Raw genomic sequence first — 22,228 nt, 5'->3', positions numbered from 1 at the left:
TTATTGCAGCTTGAGTTCGACACGGCGATTTTGAGACCAGTTGGCCTCACCCGTGCCGTAGGCTATGGGACGTTCTTCACCAAAGCTAATAGTCTCAATACGAGAGCCGGAGATACCACTGGCAATCATGTATTCACGGACGGAGTTCGCCCGCCCCTCACCCAGAGCAAGGTTGTACTCGCGTGTACCGCGCTCATCGGTATGACCTTCCAGGCGGACATTGGTATTGTTACGCTGCAGTAGCGCAATATTGGCATTCAATGCGTCAAGGGCTTCAGGGGTTAAGTTGGCGCTGTCATATTCGAAGTAGAATACCGTTCCTGCAGAGGCGGCTGCCTCTTCCAGCGCTGCCATTTCAGCAGAGACCGCAGCACCCTGAGCAGCTTGAGCAGCTTGAGCAGATTGAGCGGCTGACGCTGACGCCGCTGCAGCCGCCGCTGCAGCGGCCGCAGCTTCGTCTTCTTCTTTTGTATCACTACCAGAACAAGCAACCAACAACGCCGCTGAGAACAGCAGTGCAATAGCTTTACTAGCCACAGTAAGATGCTTCATAGTCCTCAATCCTTCCGTTTTCGTCATGGTTAAATACCCGCTAGAATGCGCGAACTTTTAGCGCGCCAAATAAGGCGACCACGCCGGTTCTCGCACATCGCCTTTACTGGCAGGGAGCCTGAATTTCGCCTCTCCATCCACAGCGACAGCAGCGAGAATGCTCCGATCTTTATACTTGGTAGCGTACAATACCATAGAGCCATTTGGCGCGATACTGGGACTTTCATCCAAGTCGGTTGAGGTCAATATCTGCATACGATTGGTCACCAAATCCAGTACTGCGATGTGAAATCGACCCTCTGCCTGATGTACCATCACGACACTTCTACCATCCTGGGATACGCGCGCGCGGGCGTTGTAAGTACCCTCGTAGGTGACGCGATCGGTCTTACCAGAGCTGAGGTCATAACGATAAATTTGCGGCTTGCCACCGCGGTCCGAGGTGAACAGTAGCGATCGGCCGTCCGGCATCCATGCAGGCTCAGTATCAATCGCATAGTGACGCGTCAATTGTGTGAGCTTTTTAGTCGCCAAGTCCATTAGGTAAATATCCGCGTTACCGTCTTTGGACAACACCATCGCCATGGTTTTACCATCGGGAGACCAGGCTGGCGAGCTGTTGAGGCCCGAAAAATTGGTCAGCTGTTCGCGTTGTCCGGTGGCGATTTCTTGTCGGTAAATGGCGGGGCGTCCCGTCTCAAAAGAGACGTAAGCGATATGCTTCCCGTCAGGAGACCAGGTTGGCGTGAGCAACGGCTCCTGCGTGTCAAACAGCACGACCGGTCGCGCGCCATCGGAGTCCGACATCGTCAAGCGGGAGTAATCGTTGCGGCCGGGCACTCGATCAACGGAGATATAGAGCAGCTTGGTCGCAAACGCCCCGGGCACTCCTGTGAGCTTTTCATACACCGCATCGGCCACCCTGTGGGCCAGCATACGTGCATCACTGGCAGGACCAGATTCATAGCCGGTCAGCACCTTGGCTTGACGCAGTACGTCGAAAAGTTCGTAATCTACTCGCAATACACTCGGTTCCAACGAAACCCGACCAATGAGCAGATATTCAGCACTGAGGGAGCGCCAATCACGGTAAAAAACCTCAGCTTCTGTGGTGGGATTGCCCAGCATATCGGACCGCGCTATGGGCGCAAACTGGCCGCTACGGGCCAAGTCGCCGTCCACTATGGACGCGATCTCCTCCGGCGCAACGCCTACACCTTGCCAGGCAAAGGGCACTACTGCGATAGCCGTGGGGTTATCCGCACCCTGAGAAATTTCAATAGTCAATTGCGCCCATGCAGTTGCGGTACTTATCGCCAGCACGACGCTCATCAGGGCAGTCAGTAGTCGTTTCATTAGTAACGTAAATCCTCTGGCTTGAATATTAGTGTAAGACGCCTAAAGTTTTTTTCAAACTCCCGGCTGGGCAAGTTTTGCAGCTCAGGAAAGGCTCCCGCTTTCTGAACAGCATTGATCGCTGAGCTATCGAAGGCGGAATTACCGCTACTCCTGACCAATGTGACGTTAACCACTTCCCCGGTGGGAATCAGCTGTATCGACAGCTCACATTCCATCCCATTGCGTGCACTGGGAGGACGACTCCAATAGTTTACTACGGTCCGCTGTATCAAAGAGACGAAACTTGCGGACATTTCCCCTGCCGTTACCGTCGCCTGCTGCTGCGCGTCAGCGGTGGCGAGCTCATCGCGAACGATTGCGGCGAACGCATCCCGGTTACTTTGCTGAGGCGGCGTCGGCTTTACTGGCGTAGGCGTAGGCGTAGGCGTAGGCTTAGACTTTGGCTTGGGTATAGGATTCGGCTTGGGCGGCGCAGGCTTTGGTTTCGGGGTAACTGCTTCGGGCTTCGGTGGCGTTGCCTTGGGCTTGGACTTTGGTTTCACATTAACCGCTTTGGGCTTCGGTGGCGCCGCTTTGGGCTTGGAAATTTCGCTAATGTCCACGAGACGGGCATTAATAACATTTGGCGCAGGCTTAGCCCGAATAATCTCACGTTCAGTAGTCTCCCAGTTGGCCGTCAGCAAATACAACAGCAAACCGTGTATCAACAGAGTGGCCAGTGCCGGCCGCAATATAATGCGTGGCATCACTGGCTTGGCATAGAGTGAGGTTGTCACTGGGGTGTTTCAGTGACCAGACCAACGCTGGGAGCACCGGCCTCCTGCAGTGCGACCATCACCGTCACTACCTCTCCATAGGGAACGGCCCGATCACCCCAGACCATCACAGGCTTCTCTGGGCTGCGGCGCATCACTGCCGCCACACGATCCTTAATGGTTGCCAAAGACAGAACCTGCTCCTCTTGCCCGAGATTAAGGAACAGTTGGCCTGCTGCATCAACCGACACAATGACCGGCTCACTGTCCTGATTCTCCACAGGGTCAGCGCTTGCTTCGGGCAAATCAACCTTCACACCCTGCATCAGCATGGGTGCCGTTACCATAAAAATGATCAACAGCACCAGCATCACATCAATGTAAGGTACAACATTGATCTCTGACATAGGTTTACGTTTTTTACGATTGCGAGACACCGCGCTACTCCGCCTTCTTTTCTCGTGAGCGCAAAGCAAAAGCTTGACGGTAGAGGATACCGGAAAACTCATCCATGAAGGTGTCGTAGCGATTACTGAGCACTTCAACCCTGGAAGCAAAACGGTTGTAGGCCAGTACGGCGGGGATTGCCGCAAACAATCCCATCGCTGTGGCTACCAGTGCCTCAGAGATACCCGGCGCCACGGTGGCCAGCGTTGCCTGAGTAGAATTGGCTAGCCCGCGAAAGGAGTGCATGATCCCCCACACCGTACCAAACAGACCGATATAAGGGCTGGTGGAACCCACCGACGCCAGAAACGCCAGATGGCGTTCGAGACGTTCTTCCTCACGCATGACCGCAACCCGCATCGCCCGGCGAGACCCCTCAATGACCGCCTCAGAATCCATTTCAGGCTGTTGCGCGAGGCGGGAAAACTCTTTAAAACCGGCGCGAAATATACTTTCCATACCCAGAATCGCGCTGCCATCCGACGCCTTTTCATTGCCCTCTCGATAGAGCTGGGACAAATCAATCCCCGACCAAAAGCGTTCTTCAAATCGATACATCTCATCATTAGCATTGCGAAAGTAGAGATACCGATTAACGATCATGTACCACGAGAAAATAGAGGCCAACAGTAATATGACCATCACAAACTGCACAGTGAAGCTTGCGTTCCATACCAGCTCCATCAAACTCAATTGTTCTTCCAACGTGTGCTCCCTTAAATTTACGCTTCTTTTTGTTCCATCGCCCGCAATTGCGTCGCCATCTCCGTCGGGAGTCGACGCGGCTTGACACTGGACCGATCTACACAGGCGACAGTCACCTCGCCGCGCGCCAGCAACTCATCGCGGCGACGCACAGTCTGCTGAAACACCAGAGCGGCTCCGCGCACTTGAACGACGCTAGCGGTAACCTCCAGCTCATCATCCAAACGCGCCGGCAGATTGTAGGTAACCGCCACATCGCACACCACAAACATTAGATCCGAACTGAAAATATAACCCGTTCCGTAGCCGAGTGATCGCATAAATTCTGTGCGAGCTCGCTCCATAAACTTGAGGTAATTGACGTAATATACAATGCCGCCCGCATCGGTGTCCTCAATGTAGACCCGCAACTGATGTGAAAATTCCGTTGTGCCCACTAGGACTCGCCACTCTCTTCCGCAGCCGGAGGCAGAGTGCCACCCACGGTGGCACTGGGAGAACCGGGCAAACCGAAATGCAGGTAGGCACTGCGCGTCGCCATGCGACCACGAGGCGTGCGCAGCATGAAGCCCTGCTGGATCAAGTACGGCTCCAGCACATCCTCGATTGTGCCACGCTCTTCAGAGATTGCGGCAGCCAGACTGTCTACACCCACCGGGCCACCATCAAACTTTTCGATGAGTGCCAATAACAGCCTGCGGTCTAGATGGTCAAAACCCTTCTGATCCACGCTGAGCATGTCTAGGGCGCGATCGGCAATCTCGTTAGTGATATAACCATCCGCTTTCACCTCGGCATAATCCCGCACCCGGCGCAGCAACCTGTTGGCAATTCGCGGAGTGCCACGGGAACGGCAGGCTATCTCGGTCGCACCTGCGGCATCGATACCAATATCCAGTATCTGCGCAGAGCGCTGCACGATAAGCGCAAGGTCTGCCACCTCGTAAAACTCCAACCGCTGAACAATACCGAATCGGTCCCGCAAAGGAGAGGTCAACAGTCCTGCCCGGGTCGTGGCTCCCACCAGCGTGAACGGTGGCAAATCCAGCTTTATCGAGCGGGCCGCCGGGCCCTCACCTATCATTATGTCCAGCTGATAATCTTCCATCGCGGGATACAGTATCTCTTCCACCAGCGGGCTAAGACGGTGGATTTCATCGATAAACAGCACGTCTCCGGGTTCGAGATTCGTCATCAAGGCGGCAATATCGCCGGCCTTCTCTAACACCGGGCCGGAGGTTGTTTTAAGCGAAACGCCCATCTCCTGAGCGATGATGCTGGCCAAGGTCGTTTTGCCCAGACCCGGAGGACCAAATATCAAGGTATGATCCAAAGGCTCTCCGCGGCCTTTAGCCGCCTGCAGAAAAATGCTCATTTGCTCCTTCACAACCTGCTGACCGACATACTCGTCGAGCGTTTTGGGGCGAATCGCTCGGTCTATGACGTCTTCGCGCGGGCTATCAGTCTGTGCCGCAATCAGGCGGTCCGTTTCAATCATGCGACTGGCCTCACACTTTCACCATGGATTTCAGAGCACGACGTATCAGCTCCTCGCTGCTAACCACACTATCATCGTTAACAACTGACACCATGCGACTGGCCTCCTGCGGTTTATAACCCAGAGTAATCAAAGCGCCTTCGGCGTCGGCAACGATATCCGTGAAGGGAGCCAGGGAGGCGCCGCGGCTCTCCTCACCCTGCTCATCCTGCGCACGGACCAGCCATTCCTTGAGTTTGTCGCGCATCTCAATCAACAGACGCTCTGCTGTCTTCTTGCCAACACCGGGCAATGCCGTAAGAGAAGAAATATCATCACGCTGCACACAGTGAGCAAAGCTTTGCGCATCCATTCCCGACAAAATTGTCAGCGCCAGCTTGGGGCCAACGCCACTGACCTTGATCAACTGGCGAAACAGACTCCGGTCTCTATCGTCAATGAAGCCGTAGAGCAGCTGGGCATCTTCGCGAACCACAAAATGTGTGAGCAGCGACACCTCCGAGTCCAACTCTGGCAACTGGAACAACGTCGTCATGGGAACCTGCAATTCATAGCCGACACCCCCCACTTCCACCAGAATGGCTGGGGCCTGCTTATGGACGAGACGTCCTCTGATTCTACCTATCATCCGGTGGGAGTCCTGTCAGCGTATTCGACGTCGGCGCACAGACTTGGCGCCGGCCATATTGATCATACTTTGTTGTGTATGCGCGTGACACAGCGCTGCGGCCAGCGCATCCGCTGCATCTTCCTGCGGCGCCGATGGCAATCTGAGCAAGACCTTAACCATGTGCTGCACCTGCTCTTTGTCTGCCGCCCCGGTTCCGACTACCGACTGCTTGATCTGGCGAGCCGAGTACTCCGCAACTATCATATCCTGCACGGCACAGGCCACAATCGCAGCACCACGCGCCTGCCCCAGTTTTAGCGCGGAGCCGGCGTTTTTCGCCATAAATACCTGCTCGATCGCCAGTTCCTGTGGGCAATGCAATTCAACCAGTTCAGTCACACTGTCAAAAATGACCCGCAGTCGCTCCGGCAATTCATCCCCGGACAAGCGAATCACCCCACTGGTAATGTACTCGCTGCGCCCGGACACATAACTGATAATGCCAAAGCCTGTTTTACGTGAGCCAGGGTCGATCCCTAGGATAAGCGACATGCCAATTTCCGCCAGATACTTCAGGCTACCATTATGGACAAGTTTGCGGGGTTGGTCTGTAGGCAGAACATATGATTTTGCAGCCGAGGCCTAATGAATGAACTCCCGCCATGTCCTACTTAAGACACGGGGACCACGGCCGCGGAGTGAAACGCCCTGCCTTTTTATAGAGAGAGGTAACCTATTCTGCCTTCTCGATGGCTTCGCGGCTCTGGCGCAGTCTGATATTCAGCTCTTTCAACTGCTCAGCACTGACATCCCCGGGCGCGCGGGTCATGACGCAGGCCGCACTCTGGGTCTTCGGGAAAGCGATCACATCACGAATAGACTTGGCGCCCGTCATCAACATTACCAGCCGGTCCAAACCAAATGCCAACCCCCCATGAGGCGGCGCGCCATACTGTAACGCGTTCAGTAGGAACCCGAATTTTTCCTCAGCCTCTGCCTCATCGATATTCAGAATGCGAAATACCGCCTGCTGCATCTCATGCTTATGGATACGGATGCTGCCACCACCGAGTTCACAGCCGTTTAACACCATGTCATAGGCGCGAGATAGCGCCTCGCCCGGGCTGGCCGCGAGCTGCTTTGCGTCGCAAGCGGGTGCGGTAAAGGGGTGATGTAGCGACGTCCAAGCACCATTGGCATCCTTTTCAAACATGGGGAAATCCACAACCCACACCGGCGCCCATCCCTCAGCCACTAAGCCCTGATCTTCGGCAACCTTGATTCGCAAAGCCCCAAGGGCCTCATTGACCACCCGCGCTCGATCAGCTCCAAAGAAAATGATATCGCCATCGGCAGCACCTAGCCGTTCCATCATCTGTGCGACGACGTCATCAGGCATGAATTTCAGAATAGGAGATTGCAGACCCGCCACCCCCGCCCCAATGTCATTGACCTTAATCCAAGCAAGCCCACGGGCGCCGTAGATGGACACATATTGGGTGTAGGCGTCGATTTCTTTGCGACTGATAGACGCTCCGCCAGTCACTTTCAGCGCCGCAACTCTTCCTTCGGGGTCATCTGCCGGCCCGCGAAACACTTTAAACTCGACCTGCTGCATCAGGTCATCCACGCTGACCAGTTCCAGCGGGATACGCAGATCGGGCTTGTCCGAACCATAGCGCTCCATGGCTTCCGCATAGCTAATGTGGGGAAACGCAGGCAAATCGACTTCCAGTACAGCCTGGAACAATTCGCGAATCATGCGCTCAGTAATGGCCATAATCTCTTGTTCGCCTAAAAAGGCCGTTTCGATATCAATCTGGGTAAACTCAGGCTGCCGATCGGCGCGCAGGTCCTCGTCCCGAAAGCATTTGGCAACCTGATAATAGCGATCGAAACCCGCCACCATTAACAACTGCTTGAACAATTGAGGTGACTGCGGCAAAGCAAAGAACTGACCCGGATGAGTGCGGCTAGGCACCAGATAGTCACGAGCGCCCTCAGGCGTCGCCCGCGTGAGAATCGGTGTTTCAATATCCAGAAACCCCTCGCCGTCGAGGAAGCCTCGCACTGCGCTAGTGATTCTGGAGCGCAAAATCAGGCGGTCCTGCATTTGCTGCCGGCGCAGGTCCATATATCGGTACTGCAGGCGCACGTCTTCACCGACATTTGTGTATTCATCTAATTGGAAGGGCGGCGTCGCAGCGGTATTGAGAATTTCCAGTTCCTTGCCCAGTACTTCTATCTCGCCTGTGCACATGGCCGAATTCACGGTGGCATCGGAACGCGCCCGCACCCGCCCAGTCACTTTGAGGACATATTCGCTACGAACACGGTCGGCACGCTGAAAATGTTCATCCGTGTCGGGGTCATATACCACCTGCACAATGCCCCGCTGGTCACGCAAATCAAGAAAAATGACACCGCCATGATCCCGGCGCCGATCCACCCAACCGCACAAAGTAACCGTTTCATCAATATTATCTGTGCTCAAAGCGCCACAATAATGACTGCGCATAATCTGGATTCCGTATGGATTAGCTGGCCGGACCCACAATGGGCCAGGAATTAGGCTGTCTTTTTACTATCACCCGATTTACTCTCACTGGATTTGGTCGAGCCAGAGTCGGACGAGGCGGACTTATCTCCGGCACCGGCACCAGCGTTGCCGGCGCTCCCGCCACCGCCGTCACCGCCGTCACCGCCACCTACCAGGTTTTTCTTATTCCCTGTCTTGAAGTCAGTTTCGTACCAACCACTGCCCTTGAGGCGAAAAGCAGCTGCAGATACCTTCTTTTTCAAAGACGCCTCACCGCACTGCGGGCAGTCAAGCAAAGGCGTGTCGCTAATCTTCTGCAAAGCCTCTATTTGATTCTGACAAGCCTGACACTGATACTCATAAATCGGCATGGAGCGGTCCCATCAATGGTTAAATCGCGAAGTGACGTAATAATTTGAGGCGGGCATTTTAACCCATGCGAGCTGGCAGGCCAAGCGCAGGGGTGGGCAAAATAGAGCGTCAGAAGAGACCAACACAGGGCAAGTGCGATGAGAAAGGACGTACTAGCCAGCTCGCCACAGCAAGCTGGCTATAGATCTACCTAGGAACCGGCGAATTCCTTCATCTTTTTCAGCGGACGAACCTTTACGCCAATGCTCGCGGGCTTGGCTTTAAACATCTGTTCTTCCTTGGTGAAAGGATTGATGCCTTTGCGTGCTTTTTTAGCGGGTTTGCTCACGGTGGTGATTTTCATCATGCCAGGCACAGTAAACTCACCCACTGAACGCTTCTTGAGACTACGCTGGATCAGAGTGTCATACTCATCCATGACCGAACCGACCTGCTTTTTAGTCAAGCCGGTGCTCTCAGCCAAGCTTGCAACAATCTGACTTTTGGTCATTTTCGCTTGAATCGCCGGACCCACTTTTTTAACTGCGGGTGCTGCTTTTTTTGGAGCCTTTTTTACTGCTTTTTTAGTCGCCATTTTATTTTCTACCTTCCCTAAAAGATGAAATGAAATTCTCCCAAAAAACTCAGACTATGCGTTTCCTAGTTTCACGAAAACAGCGCGGTCACAAGCCACAACCGAATATATAAAACATGAAACGCTGCAATACAAGTGTTTTCTTCGATTGCGCCAAAATAAGCTATGTTTTTAGCTCTTTAAGCCCTTAAGAAACAAATACGCATCATAAAAGTGCGGACTCGCACTCAAGATAAATATCTCAACCCATGCCAAAAAAAACACCCTGAATGCAACGCTGTACGCTTATCTTATTCAGACGTAAACTAGGTGTTCTGCAAGAAGCCTAATCACCGGATATTTTCATGCGCACCAGTCAATTCCTGATAGCAACTCAAAAAGAAACACCTACCGATGCGGAGGTTATCAGCCACCAGCTGATGCTTCGCGCTGGACTGATTCGAAAATTAGCCGCGGGACTCTACACCTGGCTACCCCTAGGTCTGCGCGTTTTGCGCAAAGTAGAGTGCATTGTTCGTCAGGAAATGGATGCCGCTGGGGCACAAGAAGTGAGCATGCCGGTGCTACAGCCCGCCGAGTTATGGCAGGAATCGGGGCGCTGGGAGGAATATGGTCCGGAGCTCCTGCGCGTTCGAGATCGCCATCAGCGCGAGTTTTGCCTCGGCCCTACCCATGAAGAGGTCATTACCCGCCTGGTAAGTGACGAAATCAAGAGCTACAAACAGCTGCCCCTTAACTTTTATCAGATACAGACTAAGGTTCGGGATGAGATTCGGCCCCGCTTCGGTATCATGCGCTCCCGCGAGTTTTTAATGAAGGATGCGTACTCGTTCCATATTGACCAAACATCGCTGGAGCAGACTTATCAGGTCATGTTTGACGCCTACACCACTATTTTCACCCGACTAGGACTGAAATTTCGTCCGGTAATCGCCGATAGTGGCAGTATTGGTGGCAGCACTTCACACGAGTTCCATGTGCTGGCAAGTTCTGGCGAGGACGCCATCGCGTTTAGCGACACTAGTGACTATGCCGCTAATGTGGAAATGGCTGAAGCCCTTGCCTCCCCAGTCGAGCGCCCGCAGCCGACAGCGGCTCTGCAAAGAGTGTCTACTCCCGGCGTCAGGACGATCGAGGAACTGTCGATACTCCTGTCGATTGACCCCGCCGCTAGTGTTAAAACACTCATTGTCGACGGTAAAGAGGAGGGTTCGTTAGTGGCCCTGGTCCTTCGGGGAGACCACCAACTGAACACTATTAAGGCAGAAAGGCTTCCCGACGTCGCTGTCCCACTGCACATGGCAAACGAAGAACAGGTGCGCGCCACATGTGGAACGGGCTTTGGCTCGCTAGGCCCTGCAGGGCTAGAACTGCCGATCATTGTCGATCGCAGCGCAGCGCAACTGGCGAGCTTTACCTGCGGCGCCAACACGGATGACGTTCATCTCACAGGCGTCAACTGGGATCGGGACTGCCCCTCTGGATCGATTGCAGACCTGCGCAATGTAGTGGCCGGAGATCCGAGTCCCGACGGGAAGGGTCACCTGGAGATCATGCGCGGCATCGAGGTCGGTCATATATTCCAGCTAGGCACCAAATACAGCGAGGCCATGAATGCCCAGGTGCTGAACGAAAACGGTAAAAATGTCACGATAACCATGGGCTGCTATGGCATTGGGGTAAGCCGAATCGTGGCATCCGCCATCGAGCAAAACCACGACGACAATGGCATCATCTGGCCTGACAGCATGGCACCTTTCCAGTTGGCGATTGTGCCACTGAATATGCATAAGTCAGAAGATGTTGCGCGGTGCGCCGAAGACCTCTATCAGCAACTTCAGGCGGCCGGCGTGGAAGTGCTGCTGGATGATCGCAACGAACGGCCAGGAGTCAAGTTCGCCGATATGGAGCTCATCGGCATCCCGCATCGCATCGTGATAGCCGATCGCGCACTCGCGGATGGCAATATCGAATATAAAAGCCGGTGTGGGGAAGCGTCCGAGCTCATTGCAAAGGATGAAATTCTCGACTTCCTACGAGAGCGAATACACTAGCGGTACGAGCCCGGAGATTCCCCTGTCCATTTCTTGAAAGAACGGTGAAACGCACTCGGATCGGAGAAGCCGACCTGCTCTGCCACTTCACTGACGGTCAGTCGATCACGGCTTAACATTGAGATGGCCACATCGCGTCGAGCATTATCTTTAATGCGCTGGTAAGAGGTACCCTCTTTATCCAGACGGCGGCGCAGTGTGCGCGCTGACATATTCAATAGCACCGTCAAACCCTCAAAGCTGGGCATCTCCTGTCGAAAGTCGTCGCCAAGAATACCTCGGATGCGATGCGTGATACTGAAAGTGCTGAGCAGGGGCTCGATAATCATGTAATAGGGCGCAAGCTTCAGAAATTGCTCGAGGGCCTTCTCATCGCGAACCAGTTCAGCATCTAAGTGGCGAGCGCTGAAGGTCACTGAATTGACAGTCTGGCCATATTCCACCGGGCAGGGGAAAAAATGGCGCATCCCGGCCAGAAATTTCGGCTTCGGACCGGCGCAGGTAGCGCTAGTCACATCGATGCGCTGATCGATCAACCAGCCACCAAATCGTAGCCAAATAGCCAGATTACAGAGAACGCTGTGCTGGAACTGCTTGGTGTCATTTTGAGAAAGATAGGTCAGGGTGGCCTCTTTGCGCTCATGATCAACGGTCAACCGATTGATAACGTCAGCACCCTGACGCACTCGGCATACCCCATTAAACTCAATGCCACGATGCAGGGCGGATAACAGATTAGAACTATTGATCATGCTGAGCGCGATCAGACGTGTGGTCCCAATCGGGGTTTGCACGTCAGGCATCACACCACCCGATTCATCACCGAGCTCTCGAATTACGGCCAAACACAGTCGCGAATACTGTTCTCGCGACACAAGGACGGTCTGCACATCCTGACGCAGTGGGTCGAATGGAAACCCTGCGGCCCGTAAAATGCCCTCAACATCGCAGTTGTAGGCCCGCGCCTGCGCAAGCAGCGCCCTTGTGAACTCCATGGGCACTGCCTTTTTGTACAACGCTGAATTAACCCTTTCTATGGACATAACACAGGTAGCCTCCGGACCGACTGCACAGCATAGCGCAACATGACGTCAAAGGTGAACTCAGTGAGCGGTGATGACGACACCACGACCTAGCGGAAGTCCCTTGCAGGATGATTACTTGACCCATGAGTTTGACAACCCCGCGGTGCCTGACAACTGAGTAGCAAAAATGTTGTTATGTCCGTATCTTAAGGCCTTATGACAGATATCGCTCAACTGAGCAAATGGAATCGGGATATTTCCATGGCTATCGCTGCCCTGGGTACCGAGCAATTTTTCCCTGCGCTGATCGATGCCATCGACGGGCAGGTCAAAGTCGATTACCCCCAAGTTTGGCTGTACCACAAAGATCTGCCTCCCAGAGTGCTGTTTCACGGTATACCCCAGCATGCGATCGCCTCCCAGATTGATCAGTACCTGGAGGGACCTTACCGGGAGGACCCGTTCTATCAAACGTCTATGAACCAACCTCGCGCCAAGATTTACCGCCTGTCGCGGGTTACAATGGGCAAGCTGCAGGACTCTGATTACTATCTCAATTACTATTCTGACACTGGCACCTGCGATGAGGTGGTATACCTTTCCAAATTACAGGCGGGCAATGTCATCAACCTGAGCATTATGCGCCTACCCGAGCGCGGTCCGTTCACCGACAAAGATTACGAGTCCCTGTATCTACTGGCGGAACCGGTATCCGAGCTTATCAAAAGTCACACTGAAAACAGCGACTTTGCAGCAACCAACCTGATCCAGCCGGGCATTGATCATCAGATTGATCTCGCTTTTCGCACGTTTGGAGAATCGCTGCTGTCTCCTCGGGAAAAGGATGTGCTGGAGCTTATGCTGCGCGGCTACGGCACGGGCATTTCTGCTGAGCGACTAAAAATTGCGGTCGAAACTGTTCGTCGGCACCGGAAGAGTATCTACCGCAAACTGGATGTGAGTTCCCAGACTGATCTCTTCTCCTTGTTTCTCAACTCAATGTCCTGCTTAGGCCAGGCTGAGGGCAAAGATCCACTCAGCATCTATATGTCGCCCCGCTGAATACCGCGTGGCTCGGTCCAAATGTGGCTCTGCATCAAGTGCCTGATGACCTCCAACTCGGGCGGTTGCCCAAGGTGGGGTATTGAGTCTATCGGCTAAACCCTAGATAGTGGAGCCTCACCGAACACATGGACTTTAAATAGATGTCACTTGAAGCCGATTGGTTCCGGCGGGCTCACCCTGAAATCACAACCATCGAAGCGCTGCTCCCCGACTGCAATGGGATTATGCGGGGCAAGTGGGTACCCCGCCACAAACTGAAAAAAATCTTCGAGGGGGAGTTAAAACTGCCCAAAACTGCTCTCAGCCTCGATATATGGGGCCGCGACGTTGAGCAGCTAGTCTTCGCCAGCGGGGATGCCGATGGCATCTGTCGTCCAGTAGAAGGGTCCCTCTTGCCAACGCCCTGGGCCGCTGGCGGCCAGCACGGACAGATCATGCTCTCCATGTTCAACGCCGATGGCTCACCCTACAGCGGCGATCCACGCCATGTGCTAAAAAAGGTCCTCGCGCGGTACCAGCAAGTAGGCTGGCGGCCAGTGGTTGCGGCTGAACTGGAGTTCAGCCTGGTCCGATTCGACGACTCCTTGCCTCTGCACACCTGCCCCGCTCCCCTCGGGGGATTTCCCGTCGGTGGCAACACCTATGACCTGGATGTACTCAATCATCACCAGGCGATGCTGGAAGATCTGCGATTGGCATGCGAAGTCCAGGATATCCCGTTCGACGGGGTCGCGAAGGAGTCGGCCCCATCACAGTACGAAATCAACATGCAGCACGTTGATAACCCGGTGCTTGCGGCGAAACAAATCCTCATGATGAAGCGCCTGATCAAGGGCGTAGCCGCCAAACACGACCTGATCGCCAGCTTTATGCCCAAGCCCTTTGAAAATGAGGCGGGCAATGGGTTGCATGTACATTGCAGCGTGCTGGATGAGAACGGGGTCAATATTTTCGACGATGGCACTGAAAAGGGCTCGCCCTTGCTTCACAACGCCATTGCTGGCTGCTTATTGAACATGGCAGATTCAGTCGCTGTTTTTACTCCCAGCTTTAACGGTTACCGGCGTTTTCAGCCGGGCTTCCATGCACCCACCTACCCCTGCTGGGGCTATGAAAACCGGACAGTAGCGATACGTGTGCCGGCCGGCAACCCCGCGGCCCGAAGACTGGAGCACCGGGTTGCCGGGGCAGATGCCAACCCATACTTGTTGTTCGCAGTGTTACTGTCTGCAATGCTGGATGGCATTGAACAGAACTTGTCGCCGGGCGACCCCACTAGCGGCGATGGCTACGCTCAGGAAGTCGCGAAGCTGCCCGTTTACATGCCCGATGCGGTAAACCTGTTCAGCGAATCAGAGTTTATTCGCGACAGTCTTGGAAGCGAGTTACAGCGTATTTACACCCTCACCAAGCAGCAGGAAGTGGAAGAGTTCCGCAAACGTATCACCCCTCTGGAGTATCAGTCCTACCTCGAAAAACTTTAGAACAGACACAGCCGCAGCACGGAAGGCGCATAAACAGAAGCCATCTGCGGAACAAAAGGCCACTTACACCCTCTAAACCCTATACAGCAACCTCGCTTTAGCACGTCGGATGAAGATGCTCCCTGCGCCTCAATGAGTCGCTCCGCGCCCTCTGGCGTGCGACTGGCGAATTTGTGAAACACTCGATCCACTGAACAACCTAGACGCAGGGGGTGTCGAATGATTACGCTCAAAAAAACAAGCTGAGTCTATTAGTCCATATTCAGCAAGTGTGAAAGAAACTACGTGATACTGTAGACTGGCCGGCGGTGAGAAGCGGAACACTTTTATTACCCAAAAATTAGTCCGTTTACGATGTGCAGGCCAAATGGAGACCTGATAACCCCATGATCAAAAACACAACAAAACCGACACTGAATCTGGTGAACGTCGTCATTTTCCTAGGCTTCCCTATCGCGGCCCTGATTCTGGTGCCCCTATGGGGGGGTTATAAAGGCTATGACGCTTTTCAGTGGTTGTGGGCGCTTGCCTTCCTCTACTTAAACGGCTTATCTATCACCGGAGGCTTCCATCGACTATGGGCTCACAAAGCCTATGAAGCGAGTCCTGCGCTCAAGTGGTTCTTTGCGTTCTGGGGAGCAGGGGCACTGCAAAACAGCATTTTGATCTGGGCCTCAGACCACCGCAGACACCACCGCCATATCGATGACAATGAACGTGATCCCTACTCGGCCGGACGCGGGTTGTGGTTTAGTCACATTGGCTGGATGCTGCGCGAGTACAACACCGATACGCCGGACTTTAGTAACGCCAAGGATTTACTTCGTGACCCGGTCGTCACCTGGCAACACAAGCACTATATTCCACTCACCCTCTTCATGAACCTAGGTCTGCCATTACTTTTAGGCTTCTGGCACGGCGATGTGATCGGCACGTTGTTACTGGTCGGGCTGCTGCGTTTGGTGGTGAACCATCACGTGACCTTTTTCATTAATTCCCTGGCTCACTATTGGGGGAGCCGACCCTATACCGAAACCAACAGCGCACGAGACAATGGCTTTCTCGCCTTCCTCACCTACGGCGAGGGTTACCATAACTATCATCACATGTTCCAGACTGACTATCGCAATGGCATTCGTTGGTGGCAATGGGACCCGACCAAGTGGATGATTGCCCTATGCCAATATCTGGGACTGGCGAGCAACCTAAACCGGGTCTCCGATTTTAAGATTCAGCGCGTCATTTTAGACACTGCCTTCGAGCGAGCACGCAATAAGCTGAATGCGTCACAAGACAGTGACTCGCTGCAAGACTTATTGGAACGCGAGTATCAATTATTCACCAACTCCATCAACGAATGGACAGTTCTGCAAGCGGAACGCTATGAGCGCACAAAAGAACAGCTGAGCGATGTCCTAGAAGAAGGGAAACTGCACCTCCAACAAAAATGGGAGCACGCAGCACTGCTGACCAAGCTTAAAACCTTGGAATATTCGCTTAAAATGCAACGCAAGCGTATTAGCCTATTGATGGAGCAGGTAAATTTTCATCAGGCACAAATGGCCTGATCATTCCACACCAGAGGAACTACCATGACGAATACCGTTTACGATTTCAGCTGTCAAACGCCACAGGGCAAAGACAAATCTCTCGAAGATTACAAAGGCAAAGTTCTGCTAGTCGTCAATACTGCGTCCAAATGTGGCTTCACACCACAATTTGCAGGACTCGAAGAGATGTATGCGACATACAAAGACAAGGGACTGGAAATTCTAGGTTTTCCCTGCAACCAATTCGGCAAACAGGACCCAGGCAGCAACGGCGAGATTATGGAATTCTGCCAGCTTAACTACGGCGTGAGCTTTCCCATGTTTGGCAAAGTAGAAGTCAATGGGGCAGACGCTGACCCCCTGTTCAAACACCTCAAAAAATCAGCCCCCGGGGTGCTGGGTAGCGAGGGCATCAAATGGAACTTCACCAAGTTTTTAATCGACGCCTCCGGCAACGTTGTAAAGCGTTACGCGCCCAAAGACACCCCCAAGGCTATTGCGAAAGACATCGAAAAATTGCTCGCCTAAGTGCCCATGAGCACTCCCGAGTTACGCGTAGCAGCCGCGCGCAGTGCGGTTTATTATTAGTCACACTTGACCCGGGCAGAACGAACATAGCGGGTATGCCCCTTAGGACATACCCAAGGTCAGCAGATTATCTAATGGCCGATAGAGCTCTTCAAGGTAATCGATATCGTCCGGTCCCAGCACAATGTCGGTTGCCTCAACCAGCCCGACAAGCTGAGAGACTTTGCTGACGCCCACGACCGGCGCGCAAACACCGGGCTTGCTAAGCAGCCACGCTAGCGCAATTTGCGCGGGCGCTTTACCATACTTTTCCGCCGTCTCAATGACTCTTTGCGCAATCTTAAAATCGTTCTCGCCACGATAGAGGGCCAAGGTCCGATCCATATCGGCACCCGATGAACGCTTGGTAGTGCCACCATCTAAGCCACCTTTATAGGACCCGGCAAGAATACCGCGTGCCAAGGGTGACCAGGGCGTCAGACCAACGCCCGATTGCACACAGTAAGGGTTCATCTCCCTCTCTTCTTCACGATAGATCAGATTGTAATGATTTTGCATGGAAATAAATTTGGCCCAGCCATGACGCTCAGCTGTCATCTGTAACTCGGCAAATTGCCAAGCGAACATAGACGAACCGCCCAGATAGAGAACCTTGCCGGCCTTTACCAGATCATTCAACGCACCCAGCGTTTCCTCTATCGGCACCGCCACATGCCAGGGCATACCGTGAGGATGACGGTGAATAATAAGTTGGTCGACATAATCCACACCCAGCCGCTGCAGACTGCGGTCCATACCCTCAATAATATGCTTGCGCGAGAGGCCAGACATGTTGGCATTGCTACCCATAGGCATCGCAACCTTGGTGGTGAGCACATACTCGTCACGGGGTAACATCTCGCGCAGCAGCTTGCCAATCACCTCTTCGCAGGCACCGATACCATAAAAATTCGCACAGTCAAAATAGAACAGGCCAAGGTCTATGGCAGCACGAAATATCTCTCTGGAGTCATCAATATCTAGCGTCCAGCTACCCTGATGACCCTGTCCGGGTACGCCGAAGTTCATAGTCCCTAGACAGAGCTGGGATACATGTAAGCCGCTGTTGCCGAGTTGAACAGGTTTGAGCATAAGGTGCGTCTCCGCGCAAGATCGAGAGGATTACCAGTATCACAAGACGGCAGTACTTTTGCCACCAGCACCACTTGCCGACACTAAAATTTGCCAAGCTAAGGCGACCCCGCAGCGCAGCGGAAGCACCGATAACAGGTGCTGCCTAAATGAATACACTCCTTAAACACTTTTTGAGTTGGTGTTCAGTGTTCCCGAGTGGCACTAAAAATAAGTTCGGGCCACCGTTCTTCCATGAGAGACAGGTTGACCCGGGTAGGCGCAAGATAGGTGAGATGACCCCCCGCATCCATAGAAAGGTGGTCTGCCGCTTTCTTGCGAAAGTCTTCCAGCTTGCGCTTATCGTCACAAGTAATCCAACGCGCCGTATACACATTCACCGGTTCATAGCGCGCCTCCACCTTGTACTCATCCCTAAGACGATAGGCCACCACTTCAAATTGTAGCGGGCCCACTGCACCCACGATCAAGTCAGCGGACATGATCGGTGAAAATACTTGGGTAGAACCCTCCTCTGATAACTGTTGCAACCCACGCTGTAACTGCTTGGATTTCATCGGGTCGGTCAGGCGAATACGACGAAACAGCTCGGGTGCAAAATGCGGGATACCGCTAAACTGCAAGGCCTCACCGTCTGTAAAGGTATCGCCAATCTGTATAGTACCGTGGTTGTGCAGGCCAATGATGTCACCCGACACCGCCTCCTCCACCAGCACCCGCTCTCCCGCATGAAAGGTCACCGCGTCCACGATCTTCACTTCCTTACCAATGCGCACATGCTGCATTTTCATGCCCTTGAGGTAGCGACCGGAGCATACCCGCATAAACGCAATACGATCGCGATGGCGCGGATCCATATTGGCCTGGATCTTGAATACAAAACCACTGAATTTGCTCTCGGTTGCCGCCACAGTGCGATCAATGGCGTCGCGATCCAGCGGCGCTGGCGCCCACCGCACGAAATCGTCCAGCATTTCCCGCACCCCGAAATTACCAAGGGCGGTACCAAAGAACACTGGACTTAGACGACCAGCGAGAAAAGCGTCAACGTCGAAGACATGGCTAGCGCCGCGCACCAGTTCAATTTCTTCACAGAATCGCAGGTACTCATCACCCAACAGCGCGCGTGCTTCGTCACTGCCCAGCCCTGTAATAATCCGGTCATCCGGTAGTACGCTGCCTTTCCCGGGGGTGTACTGATGAATGGTGTCGGTATACAAGTTATACACGCCCTTGAACTCCGCACCCATGCCAATGGGCCAGTTGATAGGGGCGCCCTGTATTTTCAGTACGGCTTCAATTTCATCGAGCAGGTCAATAGGGTCGCGGATATCCCGATCCATCTTGTTCACAAAACTGAATATAGGCGTATCACGCAGACGGCAGACGCGCATCAATTTGATGGTGCGATCCTCCACGCCCTTGGCGCCATCAATCACCATCAGAGCAGAGTCTACCGCCGTGAGTGTGCGGTATGTATCCTCAGAAAAATCTTCGTGCCCGGGCGTGTCCAGCAAATTGATGGTGCGTTCGCGATAGGGGAACTGCATCACCGAAGAGGTCACGGAAATACCGCGCTCCTGCTCCATACTCATCCAGTCGGACGTGGCGTGAGGACCTTTCTTACCCTTCACGCTTCCCGCTACTTGGATAGCATTACCCAGAAGCAGAAGCTTCTCCGTAATCGTCGTTTTACCCGCGTCCGGGTGAGAGATGATGGCGAAGGTTCTTCTAATGCCAATTTCGGAGGCTAATTTACTGTCGGACAATGACCTGAATCTCCACGTAAATACAGATTTCTAACGCCACAATACGGGCGCAAACACCAAAGGGGCGCGATTATAACCTAAAGCAGGGCATGTTATGGGAATGTAAGCGTCAGTGTCTTAAACGCGCAGCATGCTCGCAGCGATGTCCATCAAGCGCTGACCAATGAGTTCCAGTTTGAGCCCGACACCGGGCAACTGTTTCGCCATAGACGTCACCTGCAAGCCCTCATAGCCACAGGGATTAATCCGTCCGAATGGCTCTAAATCCATATCCACGTTGAGAGCCAGCCCATGGTAGCTGCAGCCTCGGCGAACCCGCAGGCCCAGGGAAGCGATTTTCTCGTCCGCCACGTAAACACCGGGAGCACCGGGTTTTAGCACAGCGGAAATCGCATATTCTTCCAGCAGCTGCAGCACACTGCGCTCGATCAGATTGACGAGGTCGCGCACACCCATTGGGCGACGACGCATATCCACCATCAAATAAAGTACCCACTGCCCCGGGCCATGATAGGTAACCTGCCCGCCGCGATCCGCCAGAATGATGGGAATATCTCCTGGAGCCAATAGATGTTCGGCCTTGCCGGCCTGTCCTTGCGTGAACACTGCCGGATGCTGCAATAACCACAGCTCGTCGGGTGAATCGGCGACACGCGAATCAGTGAGTTGACGCATTGCCGTCAGCGTTGACTGATAATCAACAAGACCCAACTCACGCAGAATCAGCTCTGGCGCGGGCACCGGTCAAATCACCATCTTTACATGCCCGGTCGCCAGCAGATCCTGATGCAGAGCTTCCAACTGATCAGAACCGGTTGCCGTGATAGTGATGGTCAGCGATGTGAAGGTGCCTTTACTACTGGCTTTGCCGGCAATGTTCTGCCGATTGAACCCGGGGGCGTGGCGTTCGAATACTGCCAGCACAATCGGCTCGAAGGCATCGCTACTGACACCTAGAACCTTGATGGGATAATCGCAGGGAAACTCTATTTTTGGGGCTTCAGGCTCTTGCACAACAACGCACTCCGGGACTTTTCTACTAGACCGTTATCCGCGCCCAAATAGGCCGGCGAAAAACATCAGAAGAGCATCCCACTGACGGGCGAAGAAACCGCTCGGCTCAATCGACGCCAAAACAACTAACGGTTCTTGCAACACCACCTCATCGTTCAGACTCACAGTCACAGTACCTACCGAGTCACCTACGGCAAGCGGCGCAACCAACTCCGGATTCACTTCCACTGCGGTCACCAGGTTATCGTGTTTACCGCGCGGCAGAGTCAACACCGCTTCGTTCAACAAACCCACCGCCACATAATCCTGCTGTCCTTTCCAGACGCGCGGTTTCGCCAACTCCGTCATGGGCTCAAATACAGACTTGGTCTCGTAAAAACGGAACCCGTAATTGAGCAGAGCGGCGGTATCATTTTTGCGCGCCTTTGTGCTATCGGTACCCATCACCACCGAGATCAGGCGCATGCCCTTGCGCTCTGCAGACGCAACCAAACAATAACCAGCCTCTTTAGTATGGCCTGTCTTGAGACCATCCACAGAATCATCTACCAGCATCAAGGTATTGCGATTGTACTGTCGAATATCGTTATACGTGAACTCGGGTTCCCTATAGATTTTGTACTGCTCGGGATGGTCGATGATCATGGCCTTGGCCAGAATGGCCAAATCCCGCGCCGTCGTCATATGCGCAGGATCCGGTAAGCCATGAGAATTCACGTATCGGGTGTTGACCATACCCAGCCTGTCGGCGTTGATGTTCATCATTTCGGCAAACACGGCTTCACTGCCGGCGATATGCTCCGCGACAGCCAAGGTGGCATCGTTACCTGAGGAGATGATGATGCCGCGCTGTAAATCGGCAATGGACACATCCATGCCAGGCTGTATCCACATCAGGGAAGAACCGTTGAATAGCGGATTCTGCGACCAGGCGTTCTCACTGATCCTCACCATATCGGCCTCACTGACACGCCCTGCCTCGATTTCTTCAGCCAACACGTAGGCAGTCATCATCTTGGTTAGGCTTGCCGGAGGCAAAATTTCGTCCGCGTTGTGTTCGACCAGCACCGCGCCACTGGCAGCATCAACCAAAAGATACGCCTTGGCCGCCAGTTGCGGTGGTGCGGGCAAAGGGTTGCCTGCCTGCACACCGAGTGAGGACACTGTCAGTAACAATACCAAGACTAATCGAATCAT

General features: G+C 53.7%; 23 protein-coding genes. 5 read left to right on the top strand and 18 right to left on the bottom strand.

Features of this window, described 5'->3' with window-relative positions:
* The 12 genes from ABXT62_RS02155 to ABXT62_RS02100 all read right to left on the bottom strand — a co-directional run bounded on the left by ABXT62_RS02155 (window position 1) and on the right by ABXT62_RS02100 (window position 9,411).
* Window positions 1–552, bottom strand: a complete 552-nt coding sequence (locus ABXT62_RS02155) for an OmpA family protein (RefSeq protein WP_415356911.1) — start codon at window positions 550–552, stop codon at window positions 1–3.
* Window positions 553–609: 57 nt separating this feature from the next.
* Window positions 610–1,908, bottom strand: a complete 1,299-nt coding sequence (tolB, locus tag ABXT62_RS02150; protein WP_415356910.1) for a Tol-Pal system beta propeller repeat protein TolB — start codon at window positions 1,906–1,908, stop codon at window positions 610–612.
* Window positions 1,908–2,687, bottom strand: a complete 780-nt coding sequence (gene tolA / locus ABXT62_RS02145; RefSeq protein WP_415356909.1) for a cell envelope integrity protein TolA — start codon at window positions 2,685–2,687, stop codon at window positions 1,908–1,910. Before tolA ends, tolB begins: the two co-directional genes overlap by 1 nt.
* Window positions 2,684–3,073 (bottom strand): protein TolR, encoded by a 390-nt coding sequence (gene tolR, locus ABXT62_RS02140; protein WP_415358248.1) that lies wholly within the window; start codon window positions 3,071–3,073, stop codon window positions 2,684–2,686. The genes tolA and tolR overlap by 4 nt, the downstream gene beginning before the upstream one ends.
* A gap of 34 nt (window positions 3,074–3,107) precedes the next feature.
* The gene (gene tolQ, locus ABXT62_RS02135) at window positions 3,108–3,818 is read right to left on the bottom strand and encodes a protein TolQ (RefSeq protein WP_415356908.1); all 711 of its coding nucleotides are present in this window, start codon (window positions 3,816–3,818) and stop codon (window positions 3,108–3,110) included.
* Window positions 3,819–3,835: 17 nt separating this feature from the next.
* Window positions 3,836–4,255, bottom strand: coding sequence for a tol-pal system-associated acyl-CoA thioesterase (gene ybgC / locus ABXT62_RS02130; protein WP_415356907.1), 420 nt, complete (start codon window positions 4,253–4,255; stop codon window positions 3,836–3,838).
* Window positions 4,255–5,316 (bottom strand): Holliday junction branch migration DNA helicase RuvB, encoded by a 1,062-nt coding sequence (gene ruvB, locus ABXT62_RS02125; RefSeq protein ID WP_415356906.1) that lies wholly within the window; start codon window positions 5,314–5,316, stop codon window positions 4,255–4,257. The genes ybgC and ruvB overlap by 1 nt, the downstream gene beginning before the upstream one ends.
* Before the next feature lie 10 nt (window positions 5,317–5,326).
* On the bottom strand, window positions 5,327–5,944 hold the full coding sequence (gene ruvA, locus ABXT62_RS02120) for a Holliday junction branch migration protein RuvA (RefSeq protein WP_415356905.1): 618 nt from the start codon (window positions 5,942–5,944) through the stop codon (window positions 5,327–5,329).
* 15 nt (window positions 5,945–5,959) lie between these two features.
* Window positions 5,960–6,478 carry a crossover junction endodeoxyribonuclease RuvC gene (gene ruvC / locus ABXT62_RS02115; protein WP_415356904.1) on the bottom strand — a complete coding sequence of 173 codons (519 nt, stop codon included), beginning with the start codon at window positions 6,476–6,478 and terminating at the stop codon, window positions 5,960–5,962.
* Window positions 6,479–6,659: 181 nt separating this feature from the next.
* On the bottom strand, window positions 6,660–8,444 hold the full coding sequence (aspS, locus tag ABXT62_RS02110; protein ID WP_415356903.1) for an aspartate--tRNA ligase: 1,785 nt from the start codon (window positions 8,442–8,444) through the stop codon (window positions 6,660–6,662).
* 50 nt (window positions 8,445–8,494) lie between these two features.
* Window positions 8,495–8,836 (bottom strand): FmdB family zinc ribbon protein, encoded by a 342-nt coding sequence (locus ABXT62_RS02105; protein ID WP_415356902.1) that lies wholly within the window; start codon window positions 8,834–8,836, stop codon window positions 8,495–8,497.
* Between the two features lie 191 nt (window positions 8,837–9,027).
* Window positions 9,028–9,411 (bottom strand): HU family DNA-binding protein, encoded by a 384-nt coding sequence (locus ABXT62_RS02100; protein WP_415356901.1) that lies wholly within the window; start codon window positions 9,409–9,411, stop codon window positions 9,028–9,030.
* 344 nt (window positions 9,412–9,755) lie between these two features.
* On the opposite strand from ABXT62_RS02100, the gene ABXT62_RS02095 reads away from it, so the two are divergent.
* Complete coding sequence (locus ABXT62_RS02095; RefSeq protein WP_415356900.1) at window positions 9,756–11,465, top strand: proline--tRNA ligase; 1,710 nt, start codon at window positions 9,756–9,758, stop codon at window positions 11,463–11,465.
* On the opposite strand, the gene ABXT62_RS02090 is transcribed toward ABXT62_RS02095, so the two are convergent.
* Window positions 11,462–12,460 carry an AraC family transcriptional regulator ligand-binding domain-containing protein gene (locus tag ABXT62_RS02090; protein WP_415356899.1) on the bottom strand — a complete coding sequence of 333 codons (999 nt, stop codon included), beginning with the start codon at window positions 12,458–12,460 and terminating at the stop codon, window positions 11,462–11,464. The two genes, ABXT62_RS02095 and ABXT62_RS02090, sit on opposite strands and share 4 nt — an antisense overlap.
* A 291-nt stretch (window positions 12,461–12,751) precedes the next feature.
* Here ABXT62_RS02090 and ABXT62_RS02085 point away from each other — a divergent pair, with 291 nt between their 5' ends.
* From ABXT62_RS02085 to ABXT62_RS02070, 4 genes are all read left to right on the top strand, one after another.
* Window positions 12,752–13,552, top strand: coding sequence for a helix-turn-helix transcriptional regulator (locus ABXT62_RS02085; protein ID WP_415356898.1), 801 nt, complete (start codon window positions 12,752–12,754; stop codon window positions 13,550–13,552).
* Window positions 13,553–13,695: 143 nt separating this feature from the next.
* Window positions 13,696–15,039, top strand: coding sequence for a glutamine synthetase family protein (locus ABXT62_RS02080; RefSeq protein WP_415356897.1), 1,344 nt, complete (start codon window positions 13,696–13,698; stop codon window positions 15,037–15,039).
* Window positions 15,040–15,425: 386 nt separating this feature from the next.
* Entirely contained in the window at window positions 15,426–16,607 is a 1,182-nt protein-coding gene (locus ABXT62_RS02075; RefSeq protein ID WP_415356896.1) for a fatty acid desaturase, read from the top strand.
* A gap of 24 nt (window positions 16,608–16,631) precedes the next feature.
* Window positions 16,632–17,117: a glutathione peroxidase gene (locus ABXT62_RS02070; RefSeq protein ID WP_415356895.1), complete on the top strand. Its 486-nt coding sequence runs from the start codon at window positions 16,632–16,634 to the stop codon at window positions 17,115–17,117.
* A 102-nt stretch (window positions 17,118–17,219) separates the two neighbouring features.
* On the opposite strand, the gene ABXT62_RS02065 is transcribed toward ABXT62_RS02070, so the two are convergent.
* The 5 genes from ABXT62_RS02065 to ABXT62_RS02045 all read right to left on the bottom strand — a co-directional run bounded on the left by ABXT62_RS02065 (window position 17,220) and on the right by ABXT62_RS02045 (window position 22,228).
* On the bottom strand, window positions 17,220–18,248 hold the full coding sequence (locus ABXT62_RS02065; RefSeq protein WP_415356894.1) for an aldo/keto reductase: 1,029 nt from the start codon (window positions 18,246–18,248) through the stop codon (window positions 17,220–17,222).
* A gap of 185 nt (window positions 18,249–18,433) precedes the next feature.
* Window positions 18,434–20,017, bottom strand: coding sequence for a peptide chain release factor 3 (locus tag ABXT62_RS02060; RefSeq protein ID WP_415356893.1), 1,584 nt, complete (start codon window positions 20,015–20,017; stop codon window positions 18,434–18,436).
* Window positions 20,018–20,134: 117 nt separating this feature from the next.
* Window positions 20,135–20,758, bottom strand: coding sequence for a lipoyl(octanoyl) transferase LipB (gene lipB / locus ABXT62_RS02055; RefSeq protein WP_415356892.1), 624 nt, complete (start codon window positions 20,756–20,758; stop codon window positions 20,135–20,137).
* Window positions 20,759–20,761: 3 nt separating this feature from the next.
* Complete coding sequence (locus ABXT62_RS02050; RefSeq protein ID WP_415356891.1) at window positions 20,762–21,031, bottom strand: YbeD family protein; 270 nt, start codon at window positions 21,029–21,031, stop codon at window positions 20,762–20,764.
* A 33-nt stretch (window positions 21,032–21,064) separates the two neighbouring features.
* A complete protein-coding gene (locus ABXT62_RS02045) occupies window positions 21,065–22,228 on the bottom strand; it encodes a D-alanyl-D-alanine carboxypeptidase family protein (RefSeq protein ID WP_415356890.1) in 1,164 nt (387 codons plus the stop codon).

The sequence above is a fragment of the Halioglobus sp. Uisw_031 genome (assembly GCF_047729875.1).
Lineage (GTDB): Bacteria > Pseudomonadota > Gammaproteobacteria > Pseudomonadales > Halieaceae > Marimicrobium.
This window is presented reverse-complemented; position numbering and strand designations above follow the sequence as displayed.

What these genes read in the sequence shown, in the direction of transcription:
- ABXT62_RS02080 (WP_415356897.1), top strand. Translation starts at nt 13,696, where the DNA reads ATGTCACTTGAAGCCGATTGGTTCCGGCGGGCTCACCCTGAAATCACA.
- tolR (WP_415358248.1), bottom strand. Translation starts at nt 3,073, where the DNA reads ATGTCAGAGATCAATGTTGTACCTTACATTGATGTGATGCTGGTGCTG.
- ABXT62_RS02155 (WP_415356911.1), bottom strand. Translation starts at nt 552, where the DNA reads ATGAAGCATCTTACTGTGGCTAGTAAAGCTATTGCACTGCTGTTCTCA.
- tolB (WP_415356910.1), bottom strand. Translation starts at nt 1,908, where the DNA reads ATGAAACGACTACTGACTGCCCTGATGAGCGTCGTGCTGGCGATAAGT.
- ABXT62_RS02085 (WP_415356898.1), top strand. Translation starts at nt 12,752, where the DNA reads ATGGCTATCGCTGCCCTGGGTACCGAGCAATTTTTCCCTGCGCTGATC.
- ABXT62_RS02090 (WP_415356899.1), bottom strand. Translation starts at nt 12,460, where the DNA reads ATGGAGTTCACAAGGGCGCTGCTTGCGCAGGCGCGGGCCTACAACTGC.
- ABXT62_RS02065 (WP_415356894.1), bottom strand. Translation starts at nt 18,248, where the DNA reads ATGCTCAAACCTGTTCAACTCGGCAACAGCGGCTTACATGTATCCCAG.
- ruvC (WP_415356904.1), bottom strand. Translation starts at nt 6,478, where the DNA reads ATGTCGCTTATCCTAGGGATCGACCCTGGCTCACGTAAAACAGGCTTT.
- ruvB (WP_415356906.1), bottom strand. Translation starts at nt 5,316, where the DNA reads ATGATTGAAACGGACCGCCTGATTGCGGCACAGACTGATAGCCCGCGC.
- ABXT62_RS02100 (WP_415356901.1), bottom strand. Translation starts at nt 9,411, where the DNA reads ATGGCGACTAAAAAAGCAGTAAAAAAGGCTCCAAAAAAAGCAGCACCC.
- ABXT62_RS02070 (WP_415356895.1), top strand. Translation starts at nt 16,632, where the DNA reads ATGACGAATACCGTTTACGATTTCAGCTGTCAAACGCCACAGGGCAAA.
- ABXT62_RS02095 (WP_415356900.1), top strand. Translation starts at nt 9,756, where the DNA reads ATGCGCACCAGTCAATTCCTGATAGCAACTCAAAAAGAAACACCTACC.
- ABXT62_RS02045 (WP_415356890.1), bottom strand. Translation starts at nt 22,228, where the DNA reads ATGATTCGATTAGTCTTGGTATTGTTACTGACAGTGTCCTCACTCGGT.
- aspS (WP_415356903.1), bottom strand. Translation starts at nt 8,444, where the DNA reads ATGCGCAGTCATTATTGTGGCGCTTTGAGCACAGATAATATTGATGAA.
- ABXT62_RS02105 (WP_415356902.1), bottom strand. Translation starts at nt 8,836, where the DNA reads ATGCCGATTTATGAGTATCAGTGTCAGGCTTGTCAGAATCAAATAGAG.
- ABXT62_RS02075 (WP_415356896.1), top strand. Translation starts at nt 15,426, where the DNA reads ATGATCAAAAACACAACAAAACCGACACTGAATCTGGTGAACGTCGTC.
- ruvA (WP_415356905.1), bottom strand. Translation starts at nt 5,944, where the DNA reads ATGATAGGTAGAATCAGAGGACGTCTCGTCCATAAGCAGGCCCCAGCC.